Here is a 23,826-nt window from a genome sequence, read left to right on the forward strand (position 1 = left end):
GCACCCTGCCGGCACTGTGCCCCACCCCGTCCCCGGACCGGGTGGGGCACCCGCGTTCGCGGCCGTGCCCATTCGCTGTACAACAGGGTTGAGGACAGTCGCTGTCCGCGACCGCTGGCAGACTCGGGCCCATGTTGGAGACCTCGGCACGGCTTCTGCGTCTGCTCTCGCTGCTCCAGGCCCACCGCGAATGGTCCGGCGCCGACCTGGCGGGCCGCCTCGGCGTGACCCCGCGTACCGTCCGCCGGGACGTGGACCGGCTGCGCGACCTCGGCTATCCCGTGGACGCCAGTCCGGGCACCGGCGGCGGTTACCGGCTGGGCGCCGGCGCCGAACTGCCTCCGCTGCTGCTGGACGACGACGAGGCCGTCGCCGTGGCCGTCGGGCTGCGGACCGCCGCCGGACAGGGCATCGAGGGGATCGGCGAGACCTCCGTACGGGCGCTGGCCAAGCTCGAACAGGTGTTGCCCGACCGGCTCCGCCGACGGGTCGGCGCCCTGAACGCCTTCACCGTGCCGATGCTGCGCGGACCGCAGCCCTCCGCCGTGGACCCGGCCGTCCTCACCGAACTCGCCCACCTCTGCCGGGACACGGAACGGCTGCGCTTCGAGTACCGGGGACACGAAGGGGCCGTGTCCCGCCGTACCGTCGAACCGCACCGGCTGGTGTGCACCGAGCGGCGCTGGTACCTGGTCGCCTGGGACGTCGACCGCGCCGACTGGCGTACGTTCCGGGTGGACCGCATCACGCCGAAGCCGCCGCACGGGCCGCGCTTCGCCCCGCGGACACCTCCCGCCGACGATCTCGCCGCCTATGTCTCCAAGGGCGTCTCCACGCGCGCGTACGCCTCGCAGGCCGTCGTGCGGCTGCTGGCGCCCGTCGAGGAGGCCGCCGCGCGGATCTCGCCCTCCGCCGGGACGCTGGAGCCGGACGGCGAGGAGGCCTGTCTGCTGCGCACCGGGGCCGCGAGCCTCGAGGTGATGGTCATCCACGTCATGCTGATGGGCTTCGAGTTCGAGGTGCTGGAGCCCGCGGAACTCGTCGACGTGATCAGGACGTCCCGTGACCGGCTGTCCCGTGCGATGGCGCGGTCGCCGCTTCCCGGAGGCGGGCCGGGGGAGAAGCAGGGGTGAGCAGGCGCTGTGCGGGGGCTTTGTGTGGAAGTCGTGGGTGTTTTATGTGTTCTGTCGCCGGGATGGCGTGAAGACGCGTGGCATCAGCACGTATGGCGTCTGTAAGAAGAACGTAAGAGGTCGCGGTGGGGGTGGTCGATGGAATTCACTCTCCGTGAGTTTCCTGTCCGGCCTCTTGGAGGGGGGTTTATCGAGGGCCCGCGGAGAGATGTCGAATTACGTTCGAATGGCTGCGGGAAGGACGGGTGACGCCTACGGTGACAGTCATGGCACCGAATCCCACGACCGAAGAACCCCAGGACAATCCGGACACCTATCTCGGCCTCGACTCCGCGCGGGCCGAACGGCTCGCCAGGGAACGCGGCTGGTCAGCGGTGCGGTCGTTGCCGCCCGGGGCGATCATCACCATGGAGTACCGCTCCGGGCGGCTCAACTTCGAGGTCACCGACGGCACAGTGACCCGCTGCTGGAAGGGCTGACGCCGGCCGGCGCGCCTCCGGCGGCTCAGCCGCTGCCGGGCAGGGGGCGCGTCGACGGGGTGCCGGTGGCCCGGGGCGCGCGGTCCGCGTGCGGCGGGCGGCGGCTGCCGACCGGGGTGACCGGCGTGCGCTCCGAGCGGCTCGCGTGCGGCCCGGGGGCCAAATGCGCGGGGTGCGCGGGGTGCGCGGGGTGTGCCGGGTGCGCGGGCGTCCGGGACGAGCGGGCCGCCGGGGTGGTGTTCTCGCGGGCCACGGCCGCCTCCTCGGCGCTCGCGTGCGGCTTGAGCAGCGCCGGCGAGCCGACTCCGGCCGGTACGGGCGCGGTGCCGTGTCCCCGCGCGCGCCTGCGGTCGCGCTGGTCGAGCAGCCAGGTCTCGGCGCGGGTGATCAGAGGCTCGAACCACGGCAGTGCCAGCAGCACCAGCAGACCCGCGACCCAGCCCAGGACGACATCGCTCAGCCAGTGCGTGCCCAGATAGACCGTGGTGAGACCGACGCCGAGCGACATCAGCGCCGTACTGGCGGACAGCCAGCGCCTGGTCCCGGGGGTCGAGGCCAGATAGGCCAGGATGCCCCAGGTCACCACGGCGTTCGCGGTGTGGCCGCTGGGGAATATGTCCCCGCCCATGCCCATCTCGTTCGAGCCGATGGTCGTCGCGTAGTGCGGTCCGAGACGGCCCATGCCGATCTTGGCGGCGCCGACCGTGATGTTGAGCAGCAGCAGTGCCGCGCCGAACACGAGCAGCGGTCGCAGGGTGTGCTGGCGCCAGGCGCGCCATCCCAGCCAGGCCGAGATCATCACGGCGGTGGGGCCGCGCTGGCCGAGGACCACGTAGTAGTCGAGGAACGCGTGCACCTCCGGCCACTGCTGGTACGGCCGGAAGAACATGACCTGCCAGTCGAGCCGGACCAGCCATGAGGTGATCACTACGGCCCACACGGTGGCGAGATAGAAGGCCAGGGTCGCGACAAGGAGCACGATCCTGTGCCGGCTCATCTTCGGCACGTCGAGGGTCGGCCGTCCCGGTTCCCGGTCCAGCCTCGCGAACACCCGGTCCAGACGGGCGAGGTTTCGTTCGGTACGCACGCAATCGACGTTACAGCGAGTGAGCGCAGTTCTCCGCCCAATCCGTGGCTTTGTAATGACGATGTGATGTGGGATTGCTCTCAGGGCGATGTTTAATTCACCGGAATCCCTATTCGACGTGCGCGCCTTCCCTTTCTTTCCATTGATCATGCGGCGGTGGCGTTTTATGGCCCTTTCGAATTGGTTCACCGGGTGCTTGTCCAGAATTCGCCCGGAGGTCGGTCAGGGCGGACCGGAGCCGTTCAGCCAGAACGCCCCGTAGACCGCCGAGGCCACCGCGGCCACACCCGTCACCAGCACCGACCTGGACGTACGCGGCCTGGCCAACGCCCGTGCGAGCGGCAGCAGAAGAGGGAACGCGGGCAGCAACAGGCGTGGTTTCGAGCCGAAGTAGCTCGACGCGCACAGGGCGAGGACGGTGACGACCCCCGCGTACACCAGCAGGGGCAGCGGCTGGCGCTGCCGTACGCAGGTGACGTACAGCCAGATCAGCAGCCCCACACCGACGACGAGTCCGACTCCGGCCAGTGCCGAGGGGAACGAGGTGAACTTGTCGGCGACGAAACGGGCGAATGCGGCGCCGCCGTCGAAGCCGTTGCGCCAGCCTGCCTGGACGTCCAGATAGCCCAGGGGGCCCTTGCCGGTGCGGTGGCCGACCCACAGGACGTAACCGGCGGCGCCCAGCGGTGCGATCAGCATGCCGAGGGCGCGCCGCCATCGGGGCGTGCTCCGGTCCCGTACGAACGAGGCGACGGCCGCCGCCCACACGGCCGCCACCACCGCGAGTCCCACCGGGCGGGTCAGGCCGGCCAGCAGGGCCAGGGTGCCGGCCGTCAGCCAGCGGCCGGTGAGGACCGCGTACAGCGACCAGGCGGCCAGAGCCGTGAACAGTGACTCGCTGTACGCCATCGACTGGACGATCCCCACCGGCAGCACCGCCCACAGCAGTACGGCGCACACCCCGACGCGGCGGCCGTAAACGTGGTCCGCGACCGCGAACACGCCCCAGGCGGCGGCGAGTGAGGCGAGCGCGCTCACCGCGAAGCCCGCGTCGGCGTACGACATCGGCGTCACGGACGCCAGGAGCCGCTCCAGCCAGGGCAGCAGCGGGAAGAAGGCCAGGTTCGAGTGCACGTCACCGTTGGCGAGGCGCACCTCATAGCCGTAGCCGAGCTCGGCGACCCGCGTGTACCAGAGCGAGTCCCAGCGGGCGGTCAGCAGCTTGTACGCGCTCTTGTCCCGGGCCGCGCTCCACACGGCCAGCGCGAGCAGGCCCAGCACGCGGACGGCCATGTACCCGAGGAGAGCGGGCGCGGCTCGGCGGAGCGTGGGCGGCGAGGGGTGCGCGGGGAGCGGGCGGGCGCCACGGGTGCCGAGAGCTGTCACCGGTCGATTATCGGCGGTCCGCTGAATACGGGTGGGCGCGGGGAGCATGCGCCCGGCGGTGCGTGGTGCAGGCCACACGGGTTCCGGCGGAGGGTGAGAGGTCCGCCACTTTTCGCCGCTCAGGACTCGCGTACGCTGTCGGACCACTCGCTTTTCGCCGCGCGGACCGAGGACACCGCTCCTCCTCGGTCGAAGCCGAAGCCCGCCGGGGAGTCCCCACCCCGCCGCGGACCGCCGAACGCGAGGGAACCTTGGAGGTACGTACATGTCCGGGACGACCACGGCTGCCGCCGCGCTGCGCCGCCGGGCCGCCGGGGCGAGCGCCAACCGCTGGGTCGTCCTTCTCGTCCTCTGCACGAGCCTGCTGCTCGTCGCGGTCGACGCGACCGTGCTGCATGTGGCGGTGCCCGCCGTCAGCGAGGATCTCCGGCCCGGCGCGATAGAGCTGCTCTGGATCGTCGACATCTATCCGCTGGTCTGCGCCTCGCTGCTGATCCTGTTCGGCACGCTCGGTGACCGGGTCGGCCGCAGACGGATCCTGCTCCTCGGGTACGGGCTCTTCGGCGTCGCCTCCGGTATGGCCGCCTTCGCCGGCAGCCCGCAGCTGCTGATCCTGGCGCGGGCGCTGCTGGGTGTCGGCGGCGCGATGATCATGCCGGCGACGCTCTCGATCCTCCGCCAGGTCTTTCCCGACCGGCGCGAACGGGCGCTGGCGATCGGTGTCTGGAGCGCGGTGGCAGCGGTGGGCGCGGCGGTCGGTCCGCTGCTCGGCGGCTTTCTGCTGGAGCACTTCTGGTGGGGGTCGGTCTTCCTTGTCAACATCCCGTTGATGCTGGTCAGCCTTCCGGTCGGCCGGTTGCTGCTGCCCGAGTCGCGCGGTGGGCGGAGCGAGGGTCCGTGGGACGTCGTCGGCGCGCTGACGGCGGCGGGCGGGTTGTTCGGGGTCGTGCTGGGCGTGAAGCGGCTGGGCGGCGGCGAGGGCGTGGGCAACTTCCTGACGGTCCTGCCGTTGGTGGGGGGCGCGGCACTGCTGGTGGTGTTCGTGCGCAGGCAGCGGCGGCGTACGCATCCGCTGGTCGACCTGCGGATGTTCGCGCGGCCCGCGTTCAGTACGTCCGTGGGGTGCATCGTGCTGGCGATGCTCGCGCTGGTCGGGCTGGAGCTGATCGCGGCGCAGTATCTGCAACTGGTGCTGAAGCTTTCGCCTTTGGAGACGGGGCTACGGCTGTTGCCGCTGACGGTCGCGGCGATGGCGGCGGGGCTGGTGGGGGCGCGGCTGCTGCGGAGGTTCGGGCCGCGGGCGATGGTGTGCGCCGGGTTCTGCCTCACCGCGGCGGCGGTACTGCTGCTGACGGCGATGGGCGGGGAGGACAACGCGGGGTTGTTGCTCGCCGGGTTCGTGCTGCTGGGCTTCGGGCTGGAGACGACGCTCTTCGGGGCGTACGAGTCGATGCTGAGCGAGGCTCCGGCGGAGCAGGCGGGTGGGGCGGCGGCGATCGGGGAGACGTCGTACCAGCTGGGCGCGGGGATCGGGATCGCGCTGCTGGGGAGTGTGATGAACGCGGCGTACGCGCCGGGGGTGGGGTCCGTGCGGGGGGTTCCGGAGGCGGCGTCGGTTGCGGCGGGGCATTCGCTGGGCGAGGCGTACGAGGTTGCCGGGCGGCTCGGGGGGTCTTCTGGGGTTGCCCTGCGGGCGGCGGCTCGGGATGCGTTTGTGCACGGGCTGCATGTGACGTTGGTGGTGAGTGCGGGGTTGTTGGTGCTGGGGGCGGTGATGGCGTTGCGGTTGCCGCGGGTGATGAAGTGTGAGGGGGAGGTTGTGGGGGTGCCTGGGCCTCGGGGCGGTGAGGGGGCGAGGTGTGTCGGTGTGAACGCCGGAGGTCTCCCACCCACGCACCACCCGTGACGGTCACTTGAGCGGTGGACGTCGCCTGTGGGGGTGCGGGCGCGTCGGCGGGTGCGGGTGCGGGTGCTGGAACGTCGGCGGGTGCGGGTGGCGGTGTGAACGGTTGCCAGTGGCTGGTTGCGCGGTGCGGGGTGTGCTGGCGGGGTGGGGCGGTGCGGGTGGACGGTGGGTAGTGGCGGTGGTGCGTGTTGCGCGCGGGGGCGTGGGTGAGCGGTGGTTTCGTGGCGGTGTGGGGCGGGCGTCGGCGATAGGTGAACCCCCGCGGGAGACGTTCAGCTCTTGGACGTTCCGCGCGGGCGGTGCGTGGGTGGGAGACCGTGCGGTACGGTCGTAACTAGCGGTGCTAGTTTAAGTTGACGGAGGCTCCTGTGGCTGTGTTCGCGAAGTTGCCCCCTTTCGACCCCGCCGATCCGCTCGGCCTCGACGACCTGCTCGACGCGGAGGACCTGGCGATCAGGGACACCGTGCGCGCCTGGGCGGCGGACCGGGTGGTGCCGTATGTCGCCGGATGGTTCGAGGAGGGTGAGCTGCCGGACATCAGGGGGCTCGCCCGTGAGCTGGGCGGCATCGGCGCCCTCGGGATGTCGCTCACCGGCTACGGCTGCGCCGGCGCCTCCGCCGTGCAGTACGGGCTCGCCTGTCTGGAGCTGGAGGCCGCCGACTCCGGTATCCGGTCGCTGGTCTCCGTGCAGGGGTCCCTCGCCATGTACGCCATCCATGCCTTCGGGAGTGAGGAGCAGAAGCAGACCTGGCTGCCCCGGATGGCCTCCGGCGACGTCATCGGCTGCTTCGGGCTCACCGAGCCCGACCACGGCTCCGACCCCGCCGGGATGCGCACCTACGCCAAGCGTGACAGTGGCGGCAGCGGCGACTGGGTGCTCGACGGGCGCAAGATGTGGATCACCAACGGGTCGATCGCCGGGGTGGCCGTCGTATGGGCGCAGACCGACGACGGCATCCGGGGGTTCGTCGTGCCCACCGACACCCCCGGGTTCTCCGCGCCCGAGATCAAGCACAAGTGGTCCCTGCGCGCCTCCGTCACCAGTGAGCTGGTGATGGACGGGGTGCGACTGCCCGCCGATGCCGTGCTGCCGGACGTCGCCGGCCTTCGTGGTCCCCTCAGTTGTCTCTCCCACGCGCGGTACGGGATCGTCTGGGGTGCCATGGGCGCCGCCCGGTCCTGTTTCGAGGCCGCGGTCGACTACGCGAAGACGCGTGAGCAGTTCGGGCGGCCCATCGGAGGGTTCCAGCTCACCCAGGCCAAGCTCGCCGACATGGCGGTCGAGCTGCACAAGGGGATTCTGCTCGCCCACCATCTGGGGCGGCGCATGGACGCCGGCCGCCTGCGTCCCGAGCAGGTCAGCTTCGGCAAGCTCAACAACGTACGAGAGGCCATCGACATCTGTCGTACGGCCCGGACGATCCTCGGGGCCAACGGGATCTCACTCGAGTACCCGGTGATGCGGCACGCGACGAACCTCGAGTCGGTGCTCACGTACGAGGGCACCGTCGAGATGCACCAGCTGGTGCTGGGCAAGGCGCTCACCGGACTTGACGCCTTCCGCTGACCTGAACAACGGACGGCGGGGCCGGTGAGCGGCCCTGCTCAGCTCTGGTTGAAGAAGCCGTCCGCGCGGTGCGGCTGGGCCTCCCCGCTGATGATCTCCGTGTCGGCGGGGGTCAGCAGGAACACGCGGTTGGACACCCGCTCGATCGAGCCGCGCAGACCGAAGATGAGGCCTGCGGCGAAGTCGACGACGCGCTTGGCGTCGGCGGGCTCCATGGCGGTGAGGTTCATGATGACCGGGACGCCGTCCCGGAAGAGCTCGCCGATGGCGCGGGCGTCCCGGAAGCTGTCCGGGGTGACCGTGCCGATGCGGCGGCCCTTCTCCTCGGCCACCTCACCCGCGACCTTGACCCGGGGGTCCGTTACCCAGGCATCGCCGGGCTGTTCGGTTCCCTCGGAGTAGTCGTCGTCGTAGTAACGCTCGTCATCGTTGTCGTCGACGAGGCCAAGCCAGGCACTCGCCTTGCGTACCGATCCCATGGACGCCTCCTCTCACAGCGGTCTCTCATGCTTTCCGCATCCCTATGGTCATCCATGATGCGGATGGCGCGCCAAGTGAATAGACGCCGCGCGGGGGTTTCGTGACGGTACTGGTGCACAACCATTTCGTCGAGAGGCCCCGCGCCGCAAGGGTCTTACTGTGTACGACTGCTGACTGAGAGTGAAATATGATTCTTCGTGGCGTATGGGTGAGCGTTGGGACGTATGGGTGAATGGGCGCCCTGCGTGCTTTCCTGACGGAGGATCAGGTGCGGTAAGGGCGGGCCCAGTCGTTGGTGAGGGTCGGCTGACGCCGGGTCAGTATTGAGAGGAGGGGGTGCTTGAGAGGGAGGGGGTGCATGAGGGGAGGGGGTGCGCGGGTGTGAAGGCGCGGGCGAAGTGTGGAGTGCGCGGGGGAACGCGAAAAGGCGCCCGGGTACGAGCGGGCGCGCAGGGGGTCAGCTCAACAGGAAGAGGACCACACTCGACCGAGGTCGATGTGGGAGCGTTTGACCAGCCACTGCTGTGGATGCATGGGGCAAGTGGAACAGGCATTCGGAGTCGAGTCAACCGACATGAGACGAACCGCTCACAGTTCGGACAGCCTTGACAGTGAGGGGAAACGAGGCCGTACAGTCGACGGACGGCCCTGCTGAGGGGCTCGGCCGTATCGCGCGCCGACTGTGCTGCCGTACCGCTGTCAGGTACGCCGTGCCGCACGCCCCGCGCGCCCGTGTGAAGGCATCACCGTGTTCGACCTATCGCGTCACGGAGCCTTCGCATGTCCTCAGACACCCTTGCCAGGTCGGTCCCTCCGACAGACCCTGAAGACCCTCTCGACCCGGTGAGGCCGACTCTTGTCATCGTCGGGGCCGGCCCCCGAGGGACCGGTCTCCTCGAGCGGATCGCCGCCAACGCGCCCGCGCTGTACGGGGATTCGGAGCTCGACATCCATCTTGTCGACCCGCATCCGCCGGGCGCCGGCCGGATCTGGCGGCAGGAGCAGTCCCCGCTGCTGTGGATGAACTCGCAGGCCCAGGACGTCACCATGTTCACCGACGAGACGGTGGCCATGGCGGGCCCGGTGCGCCCGGGACCCACGCTGCACGAGTGGGCGGACATCGACGGCCGTGTCTTCTCGGACCGGCAGCGCCTCGGCGCGTACCTGAACTGGGTGTACGAGGACACGGTGGCCGCCCTGCCGCCCGGCATCCGCGTCCGGCACCACGTGGGGCGCGCCCTGCGGGTAGACGGGTCGCGCGAGGGGCGCCAGCAGGTGTGGCTGGAGGGGCGCGCCCGGCCGCTGCTCGCCGACCTCGTCGTGCTGACGCTCGGCCACCTCGACGCCGAACTCGACGACGAGCAGAGTGAGTTGGCCGAGTACGCGCGGGCCAACGGGCTGGTCCATCTGCCGCCCGACTTCACCGCCGACAGCGACCTGTCCGCGCTGCGAGCAGGGGAACCCGTTCTGGTGCGCGGTTTCGGGCTCGCCTTCGTCGACCTCATGGTGCTGCTCACGGAGGGGCGCGGCGGACGGTACGAGGGTGATGCCGAGGAGGAGCTGACCTATGTGCCGTCCGGGCGGGAGCCCGTGCTGTACGTCGGCTCGCGGCGTGGGGTGCCCTACCACTCGAAGATCGGCTACGACTGGACCGGTGAGCGGCCGCCCCTGCCACGGTTCTTCGGGCCCGCTGAGGTGGACGCGCTGCTCGCTAGGCCGGCCGGCTTCGAGTTCCGGCGGGACGTCTGGCCGCTGGTGGAGAAGGAGCTGGGCTTCGCGCACTACCACCGGCTGTTCACCGTCCACCCGGAACGCACCAGCGCCGCCTGGGCGGACTTCGAGGAGAAGTACGCCGCCGCCGACGTGACGGAACGGGAGGTGCTGGTCGCCTCGACCGTGCCCGACCCGGCCGACCGGCTCGACCTCGCCGGCCTCGACCGTCCGCTGGAGGGGGTGCGGTATCCGTCGTACGACGCGCTCCAGGAGGGGCTGCGGACGTACATCCGGGATGATCTGACGAGGCGCCATCAGCCCTCGTACAGCCCGGACCTGGCGGTTTTCCTCGGGCTGCTCTCCGTCTACGGGCAACTGGTCCGGCTCGGGGACATCGGGTCCTGGTGGCACGGCTTCTTCAGTTACCTCGCCTCCGGGCCGCCGGGACCCCGGCTGCGGCAGATGCTCGCGCTGTCCCGGGCCGGAATCCTCAACTTCCTCGGCGCCGACACCACGGTCACCGCCGAGGACGGGGTGTTCCGGGCGAGGGGGGCCAGTGTGCCGGGTGCCTCGGTGGAGGCCCGCGCCCTGGTCGAGGCGCGGCTGCCGGAACCCACCCTCGAGCGCGCCCGCGACTCGCTGCTGCGTCAGCTGTACGACGACGGGACCGGTGTCACCCCCGAGGGGCTCCTCGCCGTGGACCCCGTCGACGGGCGGCTTCTGGACGGGAACGGCCGGCCGCACCCCCGACGCTTCGCGCTCGGACCGCACACGGAGGCACGTGGCTCCGGGGCGTTCACCAGGCCGCGTACCGGGGGCCCGGCGTTCCGCCAGAACGACGCGACGGCACGCTCGGCGCTGACGTTCCTGCGCGAGCTCGCCACCGCTGCCCACGGCGACGACCACACCGCTGAACCGGCCGGCGGGCGTGGTGCCGAGTTGGGTGGCGGGTCGGTTTCTGGTCGTGGGGCCGCCGCATGATGCCTTCCTTCTTCCTCGGGTGCTTTGACGCACCGACGAAAGGTTCATCCTCATGACCTCAACGCACGGTCGGGGGCTGCTGCATCTGGCCGCCGCCGTCGACCAGGCCGCAGCCGATCAACAGGAGCTGTTCGACGCCGACTTGTGTGTCGAGTCCGCTCGGCTCGCCGAGAGCGGCGGGCTCGACTTCGTGACGCTCGGACCGGACGCGCTCGGCGTTCTCGCCCGGGTCGCGCCCGCCACCACGCGGATCGGTCTGGTGCCCACCGTGACCGCCACCCGCACCGAGGCCCGGCATGTCCGGGCGGCGGTGGCGAACCTCGACCGGGTCAGCGGCGGTCGGGCCGGCTGGCAGCTCGACGTGTCGGCGACCGGGGCCGAGGCCGGACTCTCCGGCCGTCGACGGGCCGTACCCGGCGACGAGTTGTGGCGTGAGGCCGGTGAAGTCGCCGACGCGGCAGCCCGGTTGTGGGACGACCCGGAGGACGGTGACGAGACGGGGGAGGTGGTGCCCGGCGGCTTCGGCGACCGGGACGCGCCGCGTCACATCGGCTCGCGCCTGCCCCTCGGCCACCCTGTCCGTGTCGTCGACGCGACCGGGGTCCAGGCCCGGCAGACCGCCGCCCGGTATGCCGACGTGGCGCTCGTCCGGGCGGCGAGTGTCGCGCAGGCGGGTGCCGTACGGGACGAACTGCGCGTCGCCGCAGAGGACCTGGGGCGTGATCCGGACGGGCTGCGGGTCCTCGCGAGCCTCGTCGTCGACCTGGGCGGCGGCGAGTACGCGGCCGAGCCGGGGCACGGGGGCGGCGGTCCCCGGCCGAGCGCGCACGGCCCGCTGTACCGGGGCGGGCCCGTCGACCTGGCCGAGCTGATCACCGCCTGGCACACCTCGGGGGCGGTCGACGGCTTCCATCTCGTCCCCGCCGAGCCGCGCCGTGACCTGGAGCGGCTCGTCAACGGCACGGTGGCGCTGCTCCAGCACCGGAGTCTGTTCCGCACCTTCTACCCGGGCCGCACCCTCAGGGAGCACCTGGGGCTGGCCCGGCCCGCCAGGCAGTACACGGGGTCGGTCGGGTCCGCCGGGGGAGCGGCCTGACCGTACGGCCGCCGGGGGAGCGGTGAACTCCGGCGAACCCGTATGGACGGGCTGACTGAGCGCCACCCTCGTATTGATGACATACAGGTTGTGTACGGCAGGTCGTGCAACGGGCCGCGCGCAGAACGCGCGGCCCGGGTGTGTGTCGGAGTCGGCGACGGTTGGTTCCGGTGTTTCCGGTGTTTCCAGGGAGTGAGCTGGAGTGGGTTCATGACGGCGGACGACATGTCCGAGGCGTGGCAGCGGTGGCACGAACGGCGCATCGAGACGGTCTCGGCGCCCTACGGGCCCCTCTCACTCGTCGGTACGCACTGGATCGAGGACTTTCCGGACGGTCGGCTTCCGGCCATCCCCGGCCGCTGGACGGCCGACGGCGACCGACTCCTCCTGGACGCCGGGGTCACGGACGGGCTGACGCTCGACGGTGAGCCCTTCGCCGGGAAGGTCGGGCTGACCGCCGACCACGGTCCGGCGGGCGCGGCGCGGGTCGGCCTCGGTGAGCGTCGCCTGGTCGTACTGGTGCGCGAGGGCAGCTGGGGTGTGCGCGACTTCGACCCCGCCGCCGAGACGCGCACGGCGTTCCAAGGCATCGAGGTCACCCCGTACGACGGGCGCTGGTCGATACCCGGCCGGTTCACGCCGTACGACAGGGTGCGCGGCGTGCGCGTCGCGAACGCGGACGGGCGGGAGCGCGGGCTCGGGCTCGACGGTGAACTGACGTTCCCGCTCGACGGGCAGGAGCTGACGCTGCGTGCGACGGTCGAGGCGGACGGCAGCCTGCGGGCCGTCTTCGCCGACTCGACCAGCGGCGACGGCAGTTACCGTTTCCGGTTCCTGCGCCCCGCGGCCCCGGACGCCGAGGGGCGCACAACGGTGGACTTCAACCGGTCCCTGCTTCCGCCATGCGCGTTCGCGTCCCATTTCGTCTGCCCCTTTCCGCCGCCCGGCAATACGCTGGGCGGCGCGATCGCCGCAGGGGAGCGTGATCTCCGTTAAGGCCTGACACCAGGCCCTGGACCACCGAGTTCCTTGATCAATCCCTGTGGGCCGTGCGGGGGTTGAGCTGTCCGAGGCCGAAAGGCGCCCTTGCGTCGACCGGTCGAACGGCCGAATACTCCCACCCAGCGCTTGTCAGGGTCACAGCATGTCCGGAATCCGGACGGAACGGTCCCCGACTGCGCCTCACGGGCCCCGACCCCACGCGGGCCCCCGACTTCCCATGTGGAGGAACGACAAGTGAGGATCAAGCGCACTACCCCCCGCAGTGGCATCACGAGACGGACCCGGCTGATCGCCGTCAGCACCGGACTCGTGGCCGCGGCCGCGATCGCGATCCCCAACGCGACCGCCGCCGACGTCACCACCTTCAGTACCGCCCAGCTCGCCAAAACGAGCAGCTCGGTACTCAAGGCCGACATCCCGGGCACCGCCTGGGCCGTCGACGCGAAGACGAACCGCGTCGTCGTGACCGTCGACAGCACGGTCTCCCAGGCGGAGATCGCGAAGATCAAGCAGCAGGCGGGCAGCACCGCCGACGCCATCACCATCAAGAAGACGCCGGGCAAGTTCACCAAACTGATCTCCGGCGGCGACGCGATCTATGCGAGTAGCTGGCGCTGCTCCCTGGGCTTCAACGTCCGCAGCGGGAACACCTACTACTTCCTGACCGCCGGTCACTGCACCGACGGCGCGGGCAACTGGTGGTCCAACTCCGCTCGTACGACGCTGCTCGGCGCGACCTCGGGCTCCAGCTTCCCGACGAACGACTACGGCATCGTCAAGTACGCGAGCAGCTACCCCACCAGCTCGATCTCGGGCACCGTCGGCAGCGTCGACATCACCAGCGCCGCCACTCCGTCCGTGAACACGACGGTCTACCGTCGCGGTTCCACCACCGGCATCCACAGCGGCCGGGTCACCGCGCTGAACGCGACCGTCAACTACGGTGGCGGCGATGTCGTCTACGGCATGATCCAGACCACGGTCTGCGCCGAGCCCGGCGACTCCGGCGGTCCGCTCTACTCCAACAGCGGCATCGCCTACGGTCTGACCTCCGGCGGCAGCGGCAACTGCTCCTCCGGTGGTACGACCTTCTTCCAGCCCGTCACGGAGGCCCTGAGCGCCTACGGCGTCAGCGTCTTCTAGGGCTAGGGCTAGGGCTAGGGCTAGGGCTGGGGCTAGGGCTCAGGAGAGCGACAGGCGAGCCCCCGCACGCGACTCGTGTGCGGGGGCTCGCCCTTGTCCGGCTGGCGGAGTTACCTTCGAAGTACGGGAAGTCTCCCCTGCGTACGCCCACTTCGGACCCTGGGGGCCGGCATGGTCGAGGAGCTGGTGACGGCGTCTGTCGCTGTCGCGTCCGCCGGAGTGCTGTACGTCGCTGCTGCGGCGCGGGTCGTCAAACAGTACGAGCGGGGTGTGGTGTTCCGGCTGGGACGGCTCACGTCCAGTGTGCGCGGGCCCGGGTTCACCGTGATCGTGCCGTTCGTGGACAAGATCCGCAAAGTCAATATGCAGATCGTGACGATGCCGGTGCCCGCGCAGGAGGGCATCACGCGGGACAACGTGACCGTGCGCGTGGACGCGGTCGTCTACTTCAAGGTCGTCGACGCCGCCGAGGCGGTCGTCCAGGTCGAGGACTACCGGTTCGCCGTCTCCCAGATGGCGCAGACCTCGCTGCGGTCGATCATCGGCAAGAGCGATCTGGACGATCTGCTGTCCAATCGCGAAAAGCTCAACCAGGGCCTCGAGTTGATGATCGACAGTCCTGCCATGGGGTGGGGTGTGCAGATCGACCGGGTCGAGATCAAGGACGTGTCCCTGCCGGAGACGATGAAGCGTTCGATGGCCCGGCAGGCCGAGGCCGACCGGGAGCGGCGGGCGCGGGTCATCAACGCGGATGCCGAGCTGCAGGCCTCGAAGAAGCTGGCGGAGGCCGCCGGTGTGATGTCCGAGCAGCCTGCGGCGCTTCAGCTGCGGCTGCTTCAGACGGTGGTGGCGGTCGCGGCCGAGAAGAACTCGACGCTTGTTCTGCCTTTCCCGGTGGAGCTGCTTCGTTTCTTGGAGCGGGCCCAGCAGGTTGCTCCGCAGGTGGGCGGGCAGTCGGCTCCGCCGTCGCAGCCGGAGAGTGCGCGACCCGCGTCGTCTGCCTGAGTCGGGTCGGGCTCGTCTGGTTCTCGCCCCCGCCGCCCCTACCCGTCCCTCCCCCAGAGTGGGACCCCCACTGGGGGCTGCGCCCCCAGACCCCCGCTTTCGGCCCTGAAGGGGCCTCGTCCTCAAACGCCGGACGGGCTGAGAGGGACGAGTCGGTTGCCCCCTTGCCCCCTTGCGCCCGGTGACCGTGGTCTTCGGGCGCCTTTGGGCGTCCTTGATCAGGTCGCTGACCGGGGCCGATGGGGTTAGAGTGAACGAATCAATCGAACGGAAGTACGAATCAACTGTCGGTCGATCATCGAACTAATGATCGATTGAGTGGCCGAAAAGGGGTGGAGTGATGGAGGTGCGGCATGACGGGCTTCGCCCATCTGCACGTCGCGTCCGGTTACTCCGCCCGGTACGGCGCCGCCCACCCCGAGCAGTTGGCCCGGCGGGCCGCCGAGCGCGGTGTGGGGACGCTGGCCCTCACCGACCGGGACACGGTCACCGGTGCCGTGCGGTTCGCCCGCGCCTGTGCGAAGGAAGGGGTGCGGCCGGTTTTCGGCGTCGACCTGGCGGTGGCTGCCCTCGCCCCGGAGCCCCCGGGGCGACGGCGCCGTACCCCGGCGCGTGGCGGCGCCCATGTGGTCGAGCCGCCGCTGCGGTTCACGCTGCTCGCGCGGGACCGGGCCGGCTGGGCGCGGCTGTGCCGGATCACCTCGGCCGCGTACGTAGGTACGGCGTCCGGCGCGGCCCCGGTGGTGGTGCCGTGGGAGGCGCTGCGTGAGTACGGCGGCCCCGGTCTGACCGTGCTGCTCGGGCCGCTCTCGGAACCGGTGCGGGCGCTGGCGGTGGGCCGGGAGGACGTCGCGGTGAGGTTGTTGGCGCCCTGGACGGAGATCTTCGGGAACGGGGTCAGGTTGGAAGTCGTTGCGCAGAAACGTTTCGGCACAGGTCCGGGATCCCTGCGCCTGGCCGCCCGTACCCTCGCCCTGGCCGACCGCACCCGTACCACCGCCGTCCTCTCCAACGCGGTCCGCTACGCCGACCCCGAACAGCACCGGCTCGCCGACGTCCTGGACGCCGCACGTCTGCTGCGGCCCATCGACCGGCGCCGGCTGGACGGCGGACAGCGGTGGCTGAAGGACGGGAGGGGGATGGAGACCGTCGCGCGGATGGTCGCCGAATGCGCCGGAGCGGACGTGGCAAGGGCCCGTCGTCTGGTGGCGGACACCGTCGACACGGCGGCCGCGTGTCTCGTCGACCCGGTGGCGGACCTCGGGCTCGGTGCCCGGCACTTCCCGGAACCGTCGCTCTTCGGCGCCGAGCCCCGAGCGGGCGGAGCCGCGCAGTTGTTGCGCCGGCAGTGCGAGGAGGGCCTGGTCCGGCGTGGCCTCGACCGCGACCGGGCGGCGCTCGACCGGCTGGAGGCGGAGCTCGAGGTGATCTCCACGCTGGACTACGCCTCGTACTTCCTCGCCGTCGGCCAGGTCGTGGCCGACATCCGGGCCAAGGGCATCCGGGTCGCGGCCCGGGGTTCGGGCGCCGGCTCGCTGGTCTGCCATGTGCTGGGCATCGCCACGGCCAACCCGCTCGAACACCGGCTGCTGTTCGAACGCTTCCTCAGCGAGCGGCGCCGGAGCCTGCCCGACATCGACATCGACGTGGAGTCCGCCCGCCGTCTGGAGTGCTACGACACGATCTTCGACCGGTTCGGCAAGGAACGGGTCGCGGTCACCGCGATGCCCGAGACCTACCGGGCGCGCAGGGCGCTGCGGGACACCGGTCTCGCGCTGGGGATCGCCCCGGCCGAGGTCGACCGGATCGCCAAGAGCTTCCCGCACCTGCGGGCCTCCGACATCACCGGCGCCCTCGCCGAACTGCCCGAACTGCGGAAACTGGCGGGCGAGATGGACCGGTACGGACCGCTGTGGGAGCTGGCCGAAGGGCTCGACTCGCTGGTCCACGGCATGGCCATGCACCCCTGCGGTGTGGTCATCAGCGACGCGACCCTTCTGGACCGGCTGCCGGTGCAGCCCACCCCGCAGGGCGACTACCCCATGGCCATGGCGGCGAAGGAGGAGATCGAGGCGCTCGGCAACATCAAACTCGACGTCCTGGGCGTGCGGATGCAGTCGGCGATGGCCCACGCCGTCGCCGAGATCGAACGCACCACCGGTGACCACATCGACCTCGACGACCCGAAGCAGGTGCCGCTCGACGACGTCTTCGCCTTCAAGCTCATCCAGGAGAGCCAGACCCTGGGCCTGTTCCAGCTCGAGTCGCCCGGCCTTCTCTACTGTCTGAGCCACTGTCGGTTTTTGGCTCGGAGGAAGCTGCATGGAGGAGCCCGCAGGCTCATGGGCTGTCGAGTTCTACGATCTCAGCGGGGACTTCCCTGTTCCCGCAGGCGACGTGGATCTGGGGCAGCTGGGCGACGTACACGAGAGAGCACGTGAGAATGGTGCGCGGGACGGCACGCCGATCGTGTGGTCGACGCGCCACGGAACGGATCCGTGGATCAACCTGTTCTTCCGAGCTGACGAGATCGTATCCAAGCAACGGACCACGTGGCGCCGGTACGCCTACGCCCTCGTCGTCTGGCTGAACTTCCTGGAGCAGCGGGGACGGCTCTGGCACGAGGCGAGCACGCGTGACTACACGGACTTTAAGCACTGGCGGATGACGGATTCCCGCAACTATTGGCGGGTGGAGGGGACGTCGTTCGACACCGATCGGGCGGGACTGAAGAGGTTCTACGTGTGGGCCTCAGGTGAGTACGAGGTCTTTAACCCGATCCCGTCGCAGTCCGTCCAATCCGGTGGTACCGAGCCTGGAACGGGGCGCCGGGATCCTAGCCGTCCTGGTGGCACTCCTCGACGTCAGGTGAAGTGGCTGCTGCGGAAGGCTATCGAGCAGTGGCGGGATGTAGGGCTGAGGGGCTACGGGTTCGACGGCCTCCGCCCGGCTAGCTGGCACGGCTTCAACGAAGACCGCAACACCGCGTTCGTCGAGGGGCTATGGGGAACAGGGCTGCGGTTGGAGGAATGGGCGACCATTCTGGACGTCGAGTTGCCGGTGACACCCGTGACGAGCCGGTATCCGAAGGCGTGGTTGGCAGAGTCCTGTGCCAAAGGTCGCCGCTATGGGCGGTACTACCGGATTCCCCGGACAGTTTTGAAGGCCGTGACAGGCTACATGGACCCCCTGGAGGGCTCGCGCGCGGAAGCGATCAGGCGGGCACAGCGGGCTGGGCGGTACGAGCGTGTGCCGGGCCTTGTGATCGTGACGGGGCACAATCCGCGTACGCGGACACTGCGAGTGCGTACCCCACGTGGGGGCTCCGCGACGATCTCCCTCGATGTGCTCGAACCTGTGGAGAGGCTTCGCCTGTTCCGGGAGACGCGAGACGGGCTGGAGCCGCTGGCGGTCTGGCTGAGCAACGACGGCATGCCGCATCGGGCCCACAGTTGGGAGAACACGTTCGCCACCGCCAACTCCCGGGTGGCTGAGGCGTGGGCGCGGTCGCGGTGGCCGGGGTTCGACAACCTTGACGAGGAAGATCGCAAGAGGCGTGCAGCCCAGTGCCCTCTGTGGGTGCGGCCGCACATGCTGCGGCACTCCTACGCGCTGGTTTGGTACTCGATCCTGAGCGCCGTGTGGGAGCAGCGCCTTCGAGGATTCACCGAGGCCGAGAAGCATGCGTTCCGGGAGCAGTTCGGCGACATCTGGTACCAGCTGGCGACGCTGCTTGGGCATCGCAATCCGCAGACCACCCGGGACTGGTACCTCGCGCCTTTCACGGCTCTGGAGGTCGACTACTTGATGGCGTTGATCGACGGTGATCAACGGGAAGCCGTCGACATCCTCTTGGGGAGGATTGCAGCGGACAGTGAGTTGGTCCTTTCCCCCATTCCAGCTGAGCTGGAGCTCCTCGACGATCAGGAGGATGGCGAGTGAGTCGAGGAGGCCGTAAGGCGAGTATTCCTCCTGGCGACTGGCAGCCACCGGAGCGGCTTGTCATCACGGAGAGCGAGTGCAGTGTCTTCTTCGTTGAGGAGAAGGGGCGGCGCAGTAAAATTTACGATTTCACGAAATTGCAGATCAGGGTGGGCATGCAGCAGTGGCTTGCCCGCTCCTTTGCGCGGGCCACGGGGCCGACTTCCGGGGTCAAGCGGGTCAGTGCTGCAGAAGGTCTCTGGGTTGCCGTGCAGATCTTCGCTGCGTATCTCACAAAAGTGGACCCGCCGTTGCTACAGCCGGCGCACGTAACTGCCGCCCAGATCAAGGAGAGTCTGCTCGCCGTACCGCTGGGCTCCAGGAAGACCCATGTCCATCGGATGCGTGCGATCTTCCGAGCAGACCGGGAGTTGTCGGCCGAGGCTCGGAACGCGATCCTGCATGGACGGTTGCCCGCATACGAATCAAAGGTACAGCCGTACAGCCTAGATGAGTATCAGAAACTCATGACTGCGGTCCGCCATGACATCCGCGTGGCACGCGACCGTATCTATGAAGGGCGAGAACTTCTCTCTGCGTATCGCCGGGGCGACCTCGGATTGCCCAGGCGCCGAAACCATATCGAGAAGACCGGACGCGTACTGGACATCCTTGACCGGACTGGCGACTTGCCTCGACGCGTGACGCCATCGGAGCCACAAGGTGGTATCCCTGCCTGGGTAGGGGCGTTGGGTGGCGCTCACGATCTCGTTTCCCGGCTGACGCTGACGCTGACGCGCACTGAGACGGCGGCATTCTGTTTGATGCTTGTCGACCTGACCAGTGAGAACTTCGGCACGATCGGAGAATGGCCGGCGGCACACTTCCGGCCTGACGGTGATCTTGGTGGGTCGGCGCTGGCTCTGGTGGACGGGGTCAAGCCGCGTCGCGGGCCGTCGTTGGAATTCATGGTGACGCCATTGGAAGATCTGCCTCCGTCGCTTGCCGACGTGTTGCAGACAGAGGATGACGACAAGCACCTGTTCCGCTCGCCTTTTCGTGTCTATCAACTCCTCCTGGACCTAACGGAATTCGTCCGACGTCACAGTGGTGGCACCCACGCCATCTGCTATCCGAATGTCCGGGCCCAGGAAGGTCTGGCATGGACGCATGGAACGTCTCGGAATAATCTCGTGACCTGGGCACTCGGACATGGGTTCCGTCCAGCCAAGAAGGACAGAAACGGGAAGGTTCCGATCAGTGATTCGCCGGATGAAGTGCCCCGTGACGTGAATGAACAAGCAGTAACGAGTACGGATATGGGGCTGTCCGTTAACGTGCACCGGCTCCGGCGTACCGTGCTGGAGCGCGGGGGAAAGCCCGTGGCGCACACCAGGGAGACGTTCCACAACTATCTGAGGACAAGCCGGCCCGCGGCCGAGCGCGGACGCGTGGTCATGCGTGAGGCGCTGGAGAAGGAAGTTGCCAAGGCCCGGATCGTTCAGGAGATTCCGGTTCTGACGGAGGAGTTCCTTGCTCGTGCGGCCCAGGACCCCGAGAGGGCCGCGGCCGATGTTGGACTCGACACAGAGACTTTCGCCCGACTCATCTCGGGTGAGCAGGACGCGGTGCTGGTGGGCTGTACGGATCCGGAGAACAGCCCGGTCACCGGACCCGGGAAGCCGTGCGGTGCGTCGTTCCTCGACGATTGCCTGCGGTGTGAGAACGCGCGTGCTCTGCCCCACCAATTGGCGGTCCAGGTCGAGACCCACAGTCGACTCAGACACTTGCAACGGGATCTCGACCCGCGTCTGTGGTCCCACCGCCATGCCGAGTCGTTCGACCGTCTGTCCAATCTGCTGAGGCAGTACACCGCTGCCGAGCGCGCCGACGCCCGTGAGCGCGTCACCCTCGCCGAGCGGAGGCTCGTCGATGACCTCATCAACGGAAGGCTGGACCTGCGATGACTACCGTGTCGACGTCCGGGCCGGCGGCCGGAGCAGCCCTCCTACCTGGCCCGGACACTCGAGTCCTGGCGCATCGGCCGCTCCGCGACTCAAACTACACCCCTGCGCTGTCCCGGTTCGGGGACCCGGTGTGGTACCTGGGACCGGGACTGCTCGATGATCAGCTGTGCCCGGTCAGCGAGAACTGGAAACGGCTGATCCCCGCCGCCTTGCAGGAGGGCTTCAAGACGTGCGCCTGGATCGCCCTGAACACCAACTGGCCGGCTCAGTTGCAGCCAGGACTGATCGACGAACAGCCCGAGGTCCTCACCGTCCACAAGTGGCTTATGTCCATGTCGGTCTTCGCCGCGTGGCTGGACTCCCGCGGTGTTACGCGCCTATGTGACGTCACCAGCCGGGACCTGGGCCTCTACAAGAGCCACGTACTGGATCTGACCAGGTCGACCGAGGAAAAGAAGCGCCTGCTGCACGCGGTCCGGGTCGTCTGGGGTTACCGGGATTCGCTGCCCGAGGAACACCGCCTTCCGCGCCGCAGGCCATGGGGCGCCGCCTCGACGGATGACCTGGTCGGAGTCAAACGAAATCAGAGCCCGTACAACAAGACGCCCCGCATCGCCCCTGCCACCATGGAGGCCTTGCTGGCATGGGCACTACGGATGATCGAGCATTTCGGGCCCGATATCCGCAATGCAGCTCACGAAGCACGCCTGCTCTTGGACGGGCAGCACCCGGCAACCCTGACAGCGCGTGCCACGTTCGGCAGCAGCTCATTGAAGCATCGCCTGGCGCCCTACGTGTTGGAACTGCGGCGCACGGGCAGAGGGCTGCCCGGCACACGGCGTCGCGAGCGCCACGGCGGTCAACTCGGAGTGGACCACGAGCACGTCGCCCGCATGGTGGCTTCCAGCGGCCCAAAGGTAAAGAGGTACGACAGCCTGTTGCTGTCTATGGCCGAGGAGTACGAGCTGGAACTGGAAAATGACGCCTACTTCCTCGGCCCAATCACCGGAACGTTTCAGGGCGGTCCTTGGCGCGACCGGCCGATTGGCGTGCGCGAAGTCAACCAGCTGGTGCGGTACCTGACGGCCGCATGCTTTACCGTGATCTGCTACCTCTCCGGCATGCGCAGCGGGGAAGTCCTGCAACTCCGTCGTGGATGCCTGCGCGAGGACGAGTATGGCGGGTTTGTGCTCGTCGGCCGACGCAGCAAAGGCTCTGACCACAATCCTGCCCCCGATAGAGAGGAGACCCAGGAACGGCCGTGGGCCGTGGTCCGCGCCGTCGTTCCGGCCGTGCAGATGCTGGAATCGCTCTCCGACGCCGAGCTGCTGTTCCCGCCGAGTCGGCAACGCACCACGGTCCGCTCGCACCGGAAACAGTCGAAGCCGTCGGGCACGATGAACGACGACGTCCGCGAGTTCATGGACTGGGTGAACGCGCGGTTCTCCGGCCCAGACGGGCCAGCCATCCCGCCGGACCCGACCAAGGACGTGCACGCGGCACGCTTCCGCCGTACGCTCGCCTACTTCGTGGTGCGCCGCCCGGGCGGACTCGCGGCGGCACAGGCGCAATACGGGCACGTGAGAGCGAAGGTGACACTCGGCTACGCCGGCGACGCCGATACCAGCTGGATGGAGGACCTCGCTGTCGAGGAGCTGGAGATGGTCAGCGAGCAGGTGGACGAGGACCTTCGAGCGCTCGACGACGGCGAACACGTCAGCGGACCTTCGGCGCAGGAGTACCGGCGCAGAGTACGGAAGGCCGCGGCCGTCTTCGCGGGCCGCGTCGTCAATCAGGTAGACAACGCCCAACGCCTGCTGACCAGCAAGCATCCCGACATTCACCACGGGCTGGGAATGACGTGCGTCTGGCGACACGAGACCGCGGCGTGCCGCGAGGAGCGAGAAGCAGCCGGGCTGGAGGCGAACGGGCCGGACGAACAGCTCTGCCGCACCGCATGCATCAACCTCGCCTACACCGACCGCGACATCGAGAACAAGAAACCGGAATGCGCCCGGTGGGAGGCCGCCGCAGCCGATCGACTGTCGCCGAAGCCCCTGAGGGATCGTGCGGCAGCGAAGGCGGCTCCTATGCGTGCGGTGATCGTGGAACATGAGCAGGGTCGGCGTGCGAGCGGCAGGGAAGAACCGATGGAGGCGCAAGCAGATGGGGCGTAGACCACGTGACCGGGACAAGGACACCACTGCGATCAAGGCGGCGGCTGAGCGGCTGCTTGCCGGCACGCCGCTGCGCTCGGTCTCGGGCAAGCTGACCGCCACCGAACTGATCGTCGAATGCGGCCTGCGTCGTGACGTGGTCTATCCACAACATCAGGATCTGGTCGACGAGTTCCGGCTCAGGGCCAAGGCACAGGGCAGAGTGCCCACAGCTGCCCAGGAACTCGCCGAACGCCACGCGGCCGTGGTCGAGGAGCTGAAGCGGGCGAAGCAACAGTTGGCAGAAGAACAGCAGTTGACCGCATTCCTGCGGCGCACAACCGTGGAGCTGTCCATCGAGGTGGAGAACCTCCGCCGTGAGCAGGAGGACGCCGCCGATGCCACGGTGGTGCACATGCCGCGGCCGCGCGGCCCACGCCGCAGGTTCTCGCCGACGGACCCAGGGAGCTGAGCGATGCCGCTAACGGCGGTCATGGCGTTCCAGCGGCAGCGGTTCGCCACCAGCGCAGGAGGGCAGGGCTGCCGGTTGGCTGGTTACCGTCGCGAAGGCCGCGATGCCCGTCTCCTCGGCCAGCTGGCCGGTAAGCTCGCGGACCGCGTCCAGGTTGCCAGGGGTTTCCACGAACATGTGAAACACGAAGGCGTTCTCTTCGAGCGTTTGGACGCCGAAGTACAAAGTGCAGAACGCTGTCAGCGCTCACGGAATGTTCCCGTCGGGGTGTGATCCGCTCACGGAATGTTCCCGCGGGCCGCTCGTCGGTTCCCGGTAGTGCGCTCGTGAT

At 69.1% G+C, this 23,826-nt stretch carries 16 protein-coding genes and 2 pseudogenes; 14 read left to right on the forward strand and 4 right to left on the reverse strand.

Annotated features, from left to right (window positions below; genetic code table 11):
* Window positions 1–131 precede the first annotated feature (131 nt).
* A pseudogene (locus ABZ855_RS42205) lies at window positions 132–1,094 on the forward strand (YafY family protein); the annotation flags it as partial.
* Window positions 1,095–1,399: 305 nt separating this feature from the next.
* Window positions 1,400–1,612 (forward strand): I78 family peptidase inhibitor, encoded by a 213-nt coding sequence (locus tag ABZ855_RS42210; protein WP_360817221.1) that lies wholly within the window; start codon window positions 1,400–1,402, stop codon window positions 1,610–1,612.
* A gap of 25 nt (window positions 1,613–1,637) precedes the next feature.
* Here ABZ855_RS42210 and ABZ855_RS42215 read toward each other — a convergent pair whose 3' ends face one another.
* Both ABZ855_RS42215 and ABZ855_RS42220 read right to left on the reverse strand, forming a co-directional pair.
* Entirely contained in the window at window positions 1,638–2,699 is a 1,062-nt protein-coding gene (locus tag ABZ855_RS42215) for a phosphatase PAP2 family protein (protein WP_360817224.1), read from the reverse strand.
* A 222-nt stretch (window positions 2,700–2,921) separates the two neighbouring features.
* Entirely contained in the window at window positions 2,922–4,085 is a 1,164-nt protein-coding gene (locus ABZ855_RS42220) for a mannosyltransferase family protein (RefSeq protein ID WP_360817227.1), read from the reverse strand.
* A 265-nt stretch (window positions 4,086–4,350) separates the two neighbouring features.
* Between ABZ855_RS42220 and ABZ855_RS42225 the strand changes: the two genes are divergently transcribed.
* Complete coding sequence (locus ABZ855_RS42225; RefSeq protein WP_360817230.1) at window positions 4,351–5,991, forward strand: MFS transporter; 1,641 nt, start codon at window positions 4,351–4,353, stop codon at window positions 5,989–5,991.
* A 368-nt stretch (window positions 5,992–6,359) separates the two neighbouring features.
* Window positions 6,360–7,559 carry an acyl-CoA dehydrogenase family protein gene (locus tag ABZ855_RS42230; protein ID WP_360817233.1) on the forward strand — a complete coding sequence of 400 codons (1,200 nt, stop codon included), beginning with the start codon at window positions 6,360–6,362 and terminating at the stop codon, window positions 7,557–7,559.
* A 38-nt stretch (window positions 7,560–7,597) separates the two neighbouring features.
* Here the strand turns inward: ABZ855_RS42230 and ABZ855_RS42235 are convergent, their stop codons facing one another.
* The gene (locus ABZ855_RS42235) at window positions 7,598–8,038 is read right to left on the reverse strand and encodes a cell division protein SepF (protein WP_360817236.1); all 441 of its coding nucleotides are present in this window, start codon (window positions 8,036–8,038) and stop codon (window positions 7,598–7,600) included.
* Window positions 8,039–8,882: 844 nt separating this feature from the next.
* Between ABZ855_RS42235 and ABZ855_RS42240 the strand changes: the two genes are divergently transcribed.
* The 10 genes and pseudogenes from ABZ855_RS42240 to ABZ855_RS42285 all read left to right on the forward strand — a co-directional run bounded on the left by ABZ855_RS42240 (window position 8,883) and on the right by ABZ855_RS42285 (window position 23,495).
* Window positions 8,883–10,733 carry an FAD/NAD(P)-binding protein gene (locus tag ABZ855_RS42240; RefSeq protein WP_360817239.1) on the forward strand — a complete coding sequence of 617 codons (1,851 nt, stop codon included), beginning with the start codon at window positions 8,883–8,885 and terminating at the stop codon, window positions 10,731–10,733.
* Between the two features lie 52 nt (window positions 10,734–10,785).
* Window positions 10,786–11,829: an LLM class flavin-dependent oxidoreductase gene (locus tag ABZ855_RS42245; protein ID WP_360817242.1), complete on the forward strand. Its 1,044-nt coding sequence runs from the start codon at window positions 10,786–10,788 to the stop codon at window positions 11,827–11,829.
* A gap of 210 nt (window positions 11,830–12,039) precedes the next feature.
* Window positions 12,040–12,825 carry a DUF1684 domain-containing protein gene (locus ABZ855_RS42250; RefSeq protein ID WP_360817245.1) on the forward strand — a complete coding sequence of 262 codons (786 nt, stop codon included), beginning with the start codon at window positions 12,040–12,042 and terminating at the stop codon, window positions 12,823–12,825.
* Between the two features lie 240 nt (window positions 12,826–13,065).
* Complete coding sequence (locus ABZ855_RS42255; protein ID WP_360817248.1) at window positions 13,066–13,974, forward strand: S1 family peptidase; 909 nt, start codon at window positions 13,066–13,068, stop codon at window positions 13,972–13,974.
* Between the two features lie 171 nt (window positions 13,975–14,145).
* Window positions 14,146–14,979 (forward strand): slipin family protein, encoded by an 834-nt coding sequence (locus ABZ855_RS42260; protein ID WP_360817251.1) that lies wholly within the window; start codon window positions 14,146–14,148, stop codon window positions 14,977–14,979.
* A 353-nt stretch (window positions 14,980–15,332) separates the two neighbouring features.
* A pseudogene (locus ABZ855_RS42265) lies at window positions 15,333–17,266 on the forward strand (PHP domain-containing protein); the annotation flags it as partial.
* A gap of 35 nt (window positions 17,267–17,301) precedes the next feature.
* On the forward strand, window positions 17,302–18,921 hold the full coding sequence (locus ABZ855_RS42270; protein WP_360817281.1) for an integrase: 1,620 nt from the start codon (window positions 17,302–17,304) through the stop codon (window positions 18,919–18,921).
* On the forward strand, window positions 18,918–20,867 hold the full coding sequence (locus ABZ855_RS42275; RefSeq protein ID WP_360817254.1) for a hypothetical protein: 1,950 nt from the start codon (window positions 18,918–18,920) through the stop codon (window positions 20,865–20,867). The genes ABZ855_RS42270 and ABZ855_RS42275 overlap by 4 nt, the downstream gene beginning before the upstream one ends.
* Before the next feature lie 128 nt (window positions 20,868–20,995).
* Window positions 20,996–23,044 (forward strand): hypothetical protein, encoded by a 2,049-nt coding sequence (locus tag ABZ855_RS42280; protein WP_360817257.1) that lies wholly within the window; start codon window positions 20,996–20,998, stop codon window positions 23,042–23,044.
* Window positions 23,034–23,495, forward strand: coding sequence for a hypothetical protein (locus ABZ855_RS42285; protein ID WP_360817260.1), 462 nt, complete (start codon window positions 23,034–23,036; stop codon window positions 23,493–23,495). The genes ABZ855_RS42280 and ABZ855_RS42285 overlap by 11 nt, the downstream gene beginning before the upstream one ends.
* Window positions 23,496–23,504: 9 nt before the next feature.
* On the opposite strand, the gene ABZ855_RS42290 is transcribed toward ABZ855_RS42285, so the two are convergent.
* Window positions 23,505–23,720 carry a hypothetical protein gene (locus ABZ855_RS42290; protein WP_360817263.1) on the reverse strand — a complete coding sequence of 72 codons (216 nt, stop codon included), beginning with the start codon at window positions 23,718–23,720 and terminating at the stop codon, window positions 23,505–23,507.
* Window positions 23,721–23,826: the final 106 nt, after the last annotated feature.

It is taken from the genome of Streptomyces sp. NPDC047042 (assembly GCF_040644035.1).
GTDB lineage: Bacteria > Actinomycetota > Actinomycetes > Streptomycetales > Streptomycetaceae > Streptomyces.

What these genes read in the sequence shown, in the direction of transcription:
- ABZ855_RS42210 (WP_360817221.1), top strand. Translation starts at nt 1,400, where the DNA reads ATGGCACCGAATCCCACGACCGAAGAACCCCAGGACAATCCGGACACC.
- ABZ855_RS42225 (WP_360817230.1), top strand. Translation starts at nt 4,351, where the DNA reads ATGTCCGGGACGACCACGGCTGCCGCCGCGCTGCGCCGCCGGGCCGCC.
- ABZ855_RS42235 (WP_360817236.1), bottom strand. Translation starts at nt 8,038, where the DNA reads ATGGGATCGGTACGCAAGGCGAGTGCCTGGCTTGGCCTCGTCGACGAC.
- ABZ855_RS42245 (WP_360817242.1), top strand. Translation starts at nt 10,786, where the DNA reads ATGACCTCAACGCACGGTCGGGGGCTGCTGCATCTGGCCGCCGCCGTC.
- ABZ855_RS42250 (WP_360817245.1), top strand. Translation starts at nt 12,040, where the DNA reads ATGACGGCGGACGACATGTCCGAGGCGTGGCAGCGGTGGCACGAACGG.
- ABZ855_RS42260 (WP_360817251.1), top strand. Translation starts at nt 14,146, where the DNA reads ATGGTCGAGGAGCTGGTGACGGCGTCTGTCGCTGTCGCGTCCGCCGGA.
- ABZ855_RS42270 (WP_360817281.1), top strand. Translation starts at nt 17,302, where the DNA reads ATGGAGGAGCCCGCAGGCTCATGGGCTGTCGAGTTCTACGATCTCAGC.
- ABZ855_RS42285 (WP_360817260.1), top strand. Translation starts at nt 23,034, where the DNA reads ATGGGGCGTAGACCACGTGACCGGGACAAGGACACCACTGCGATCAAG.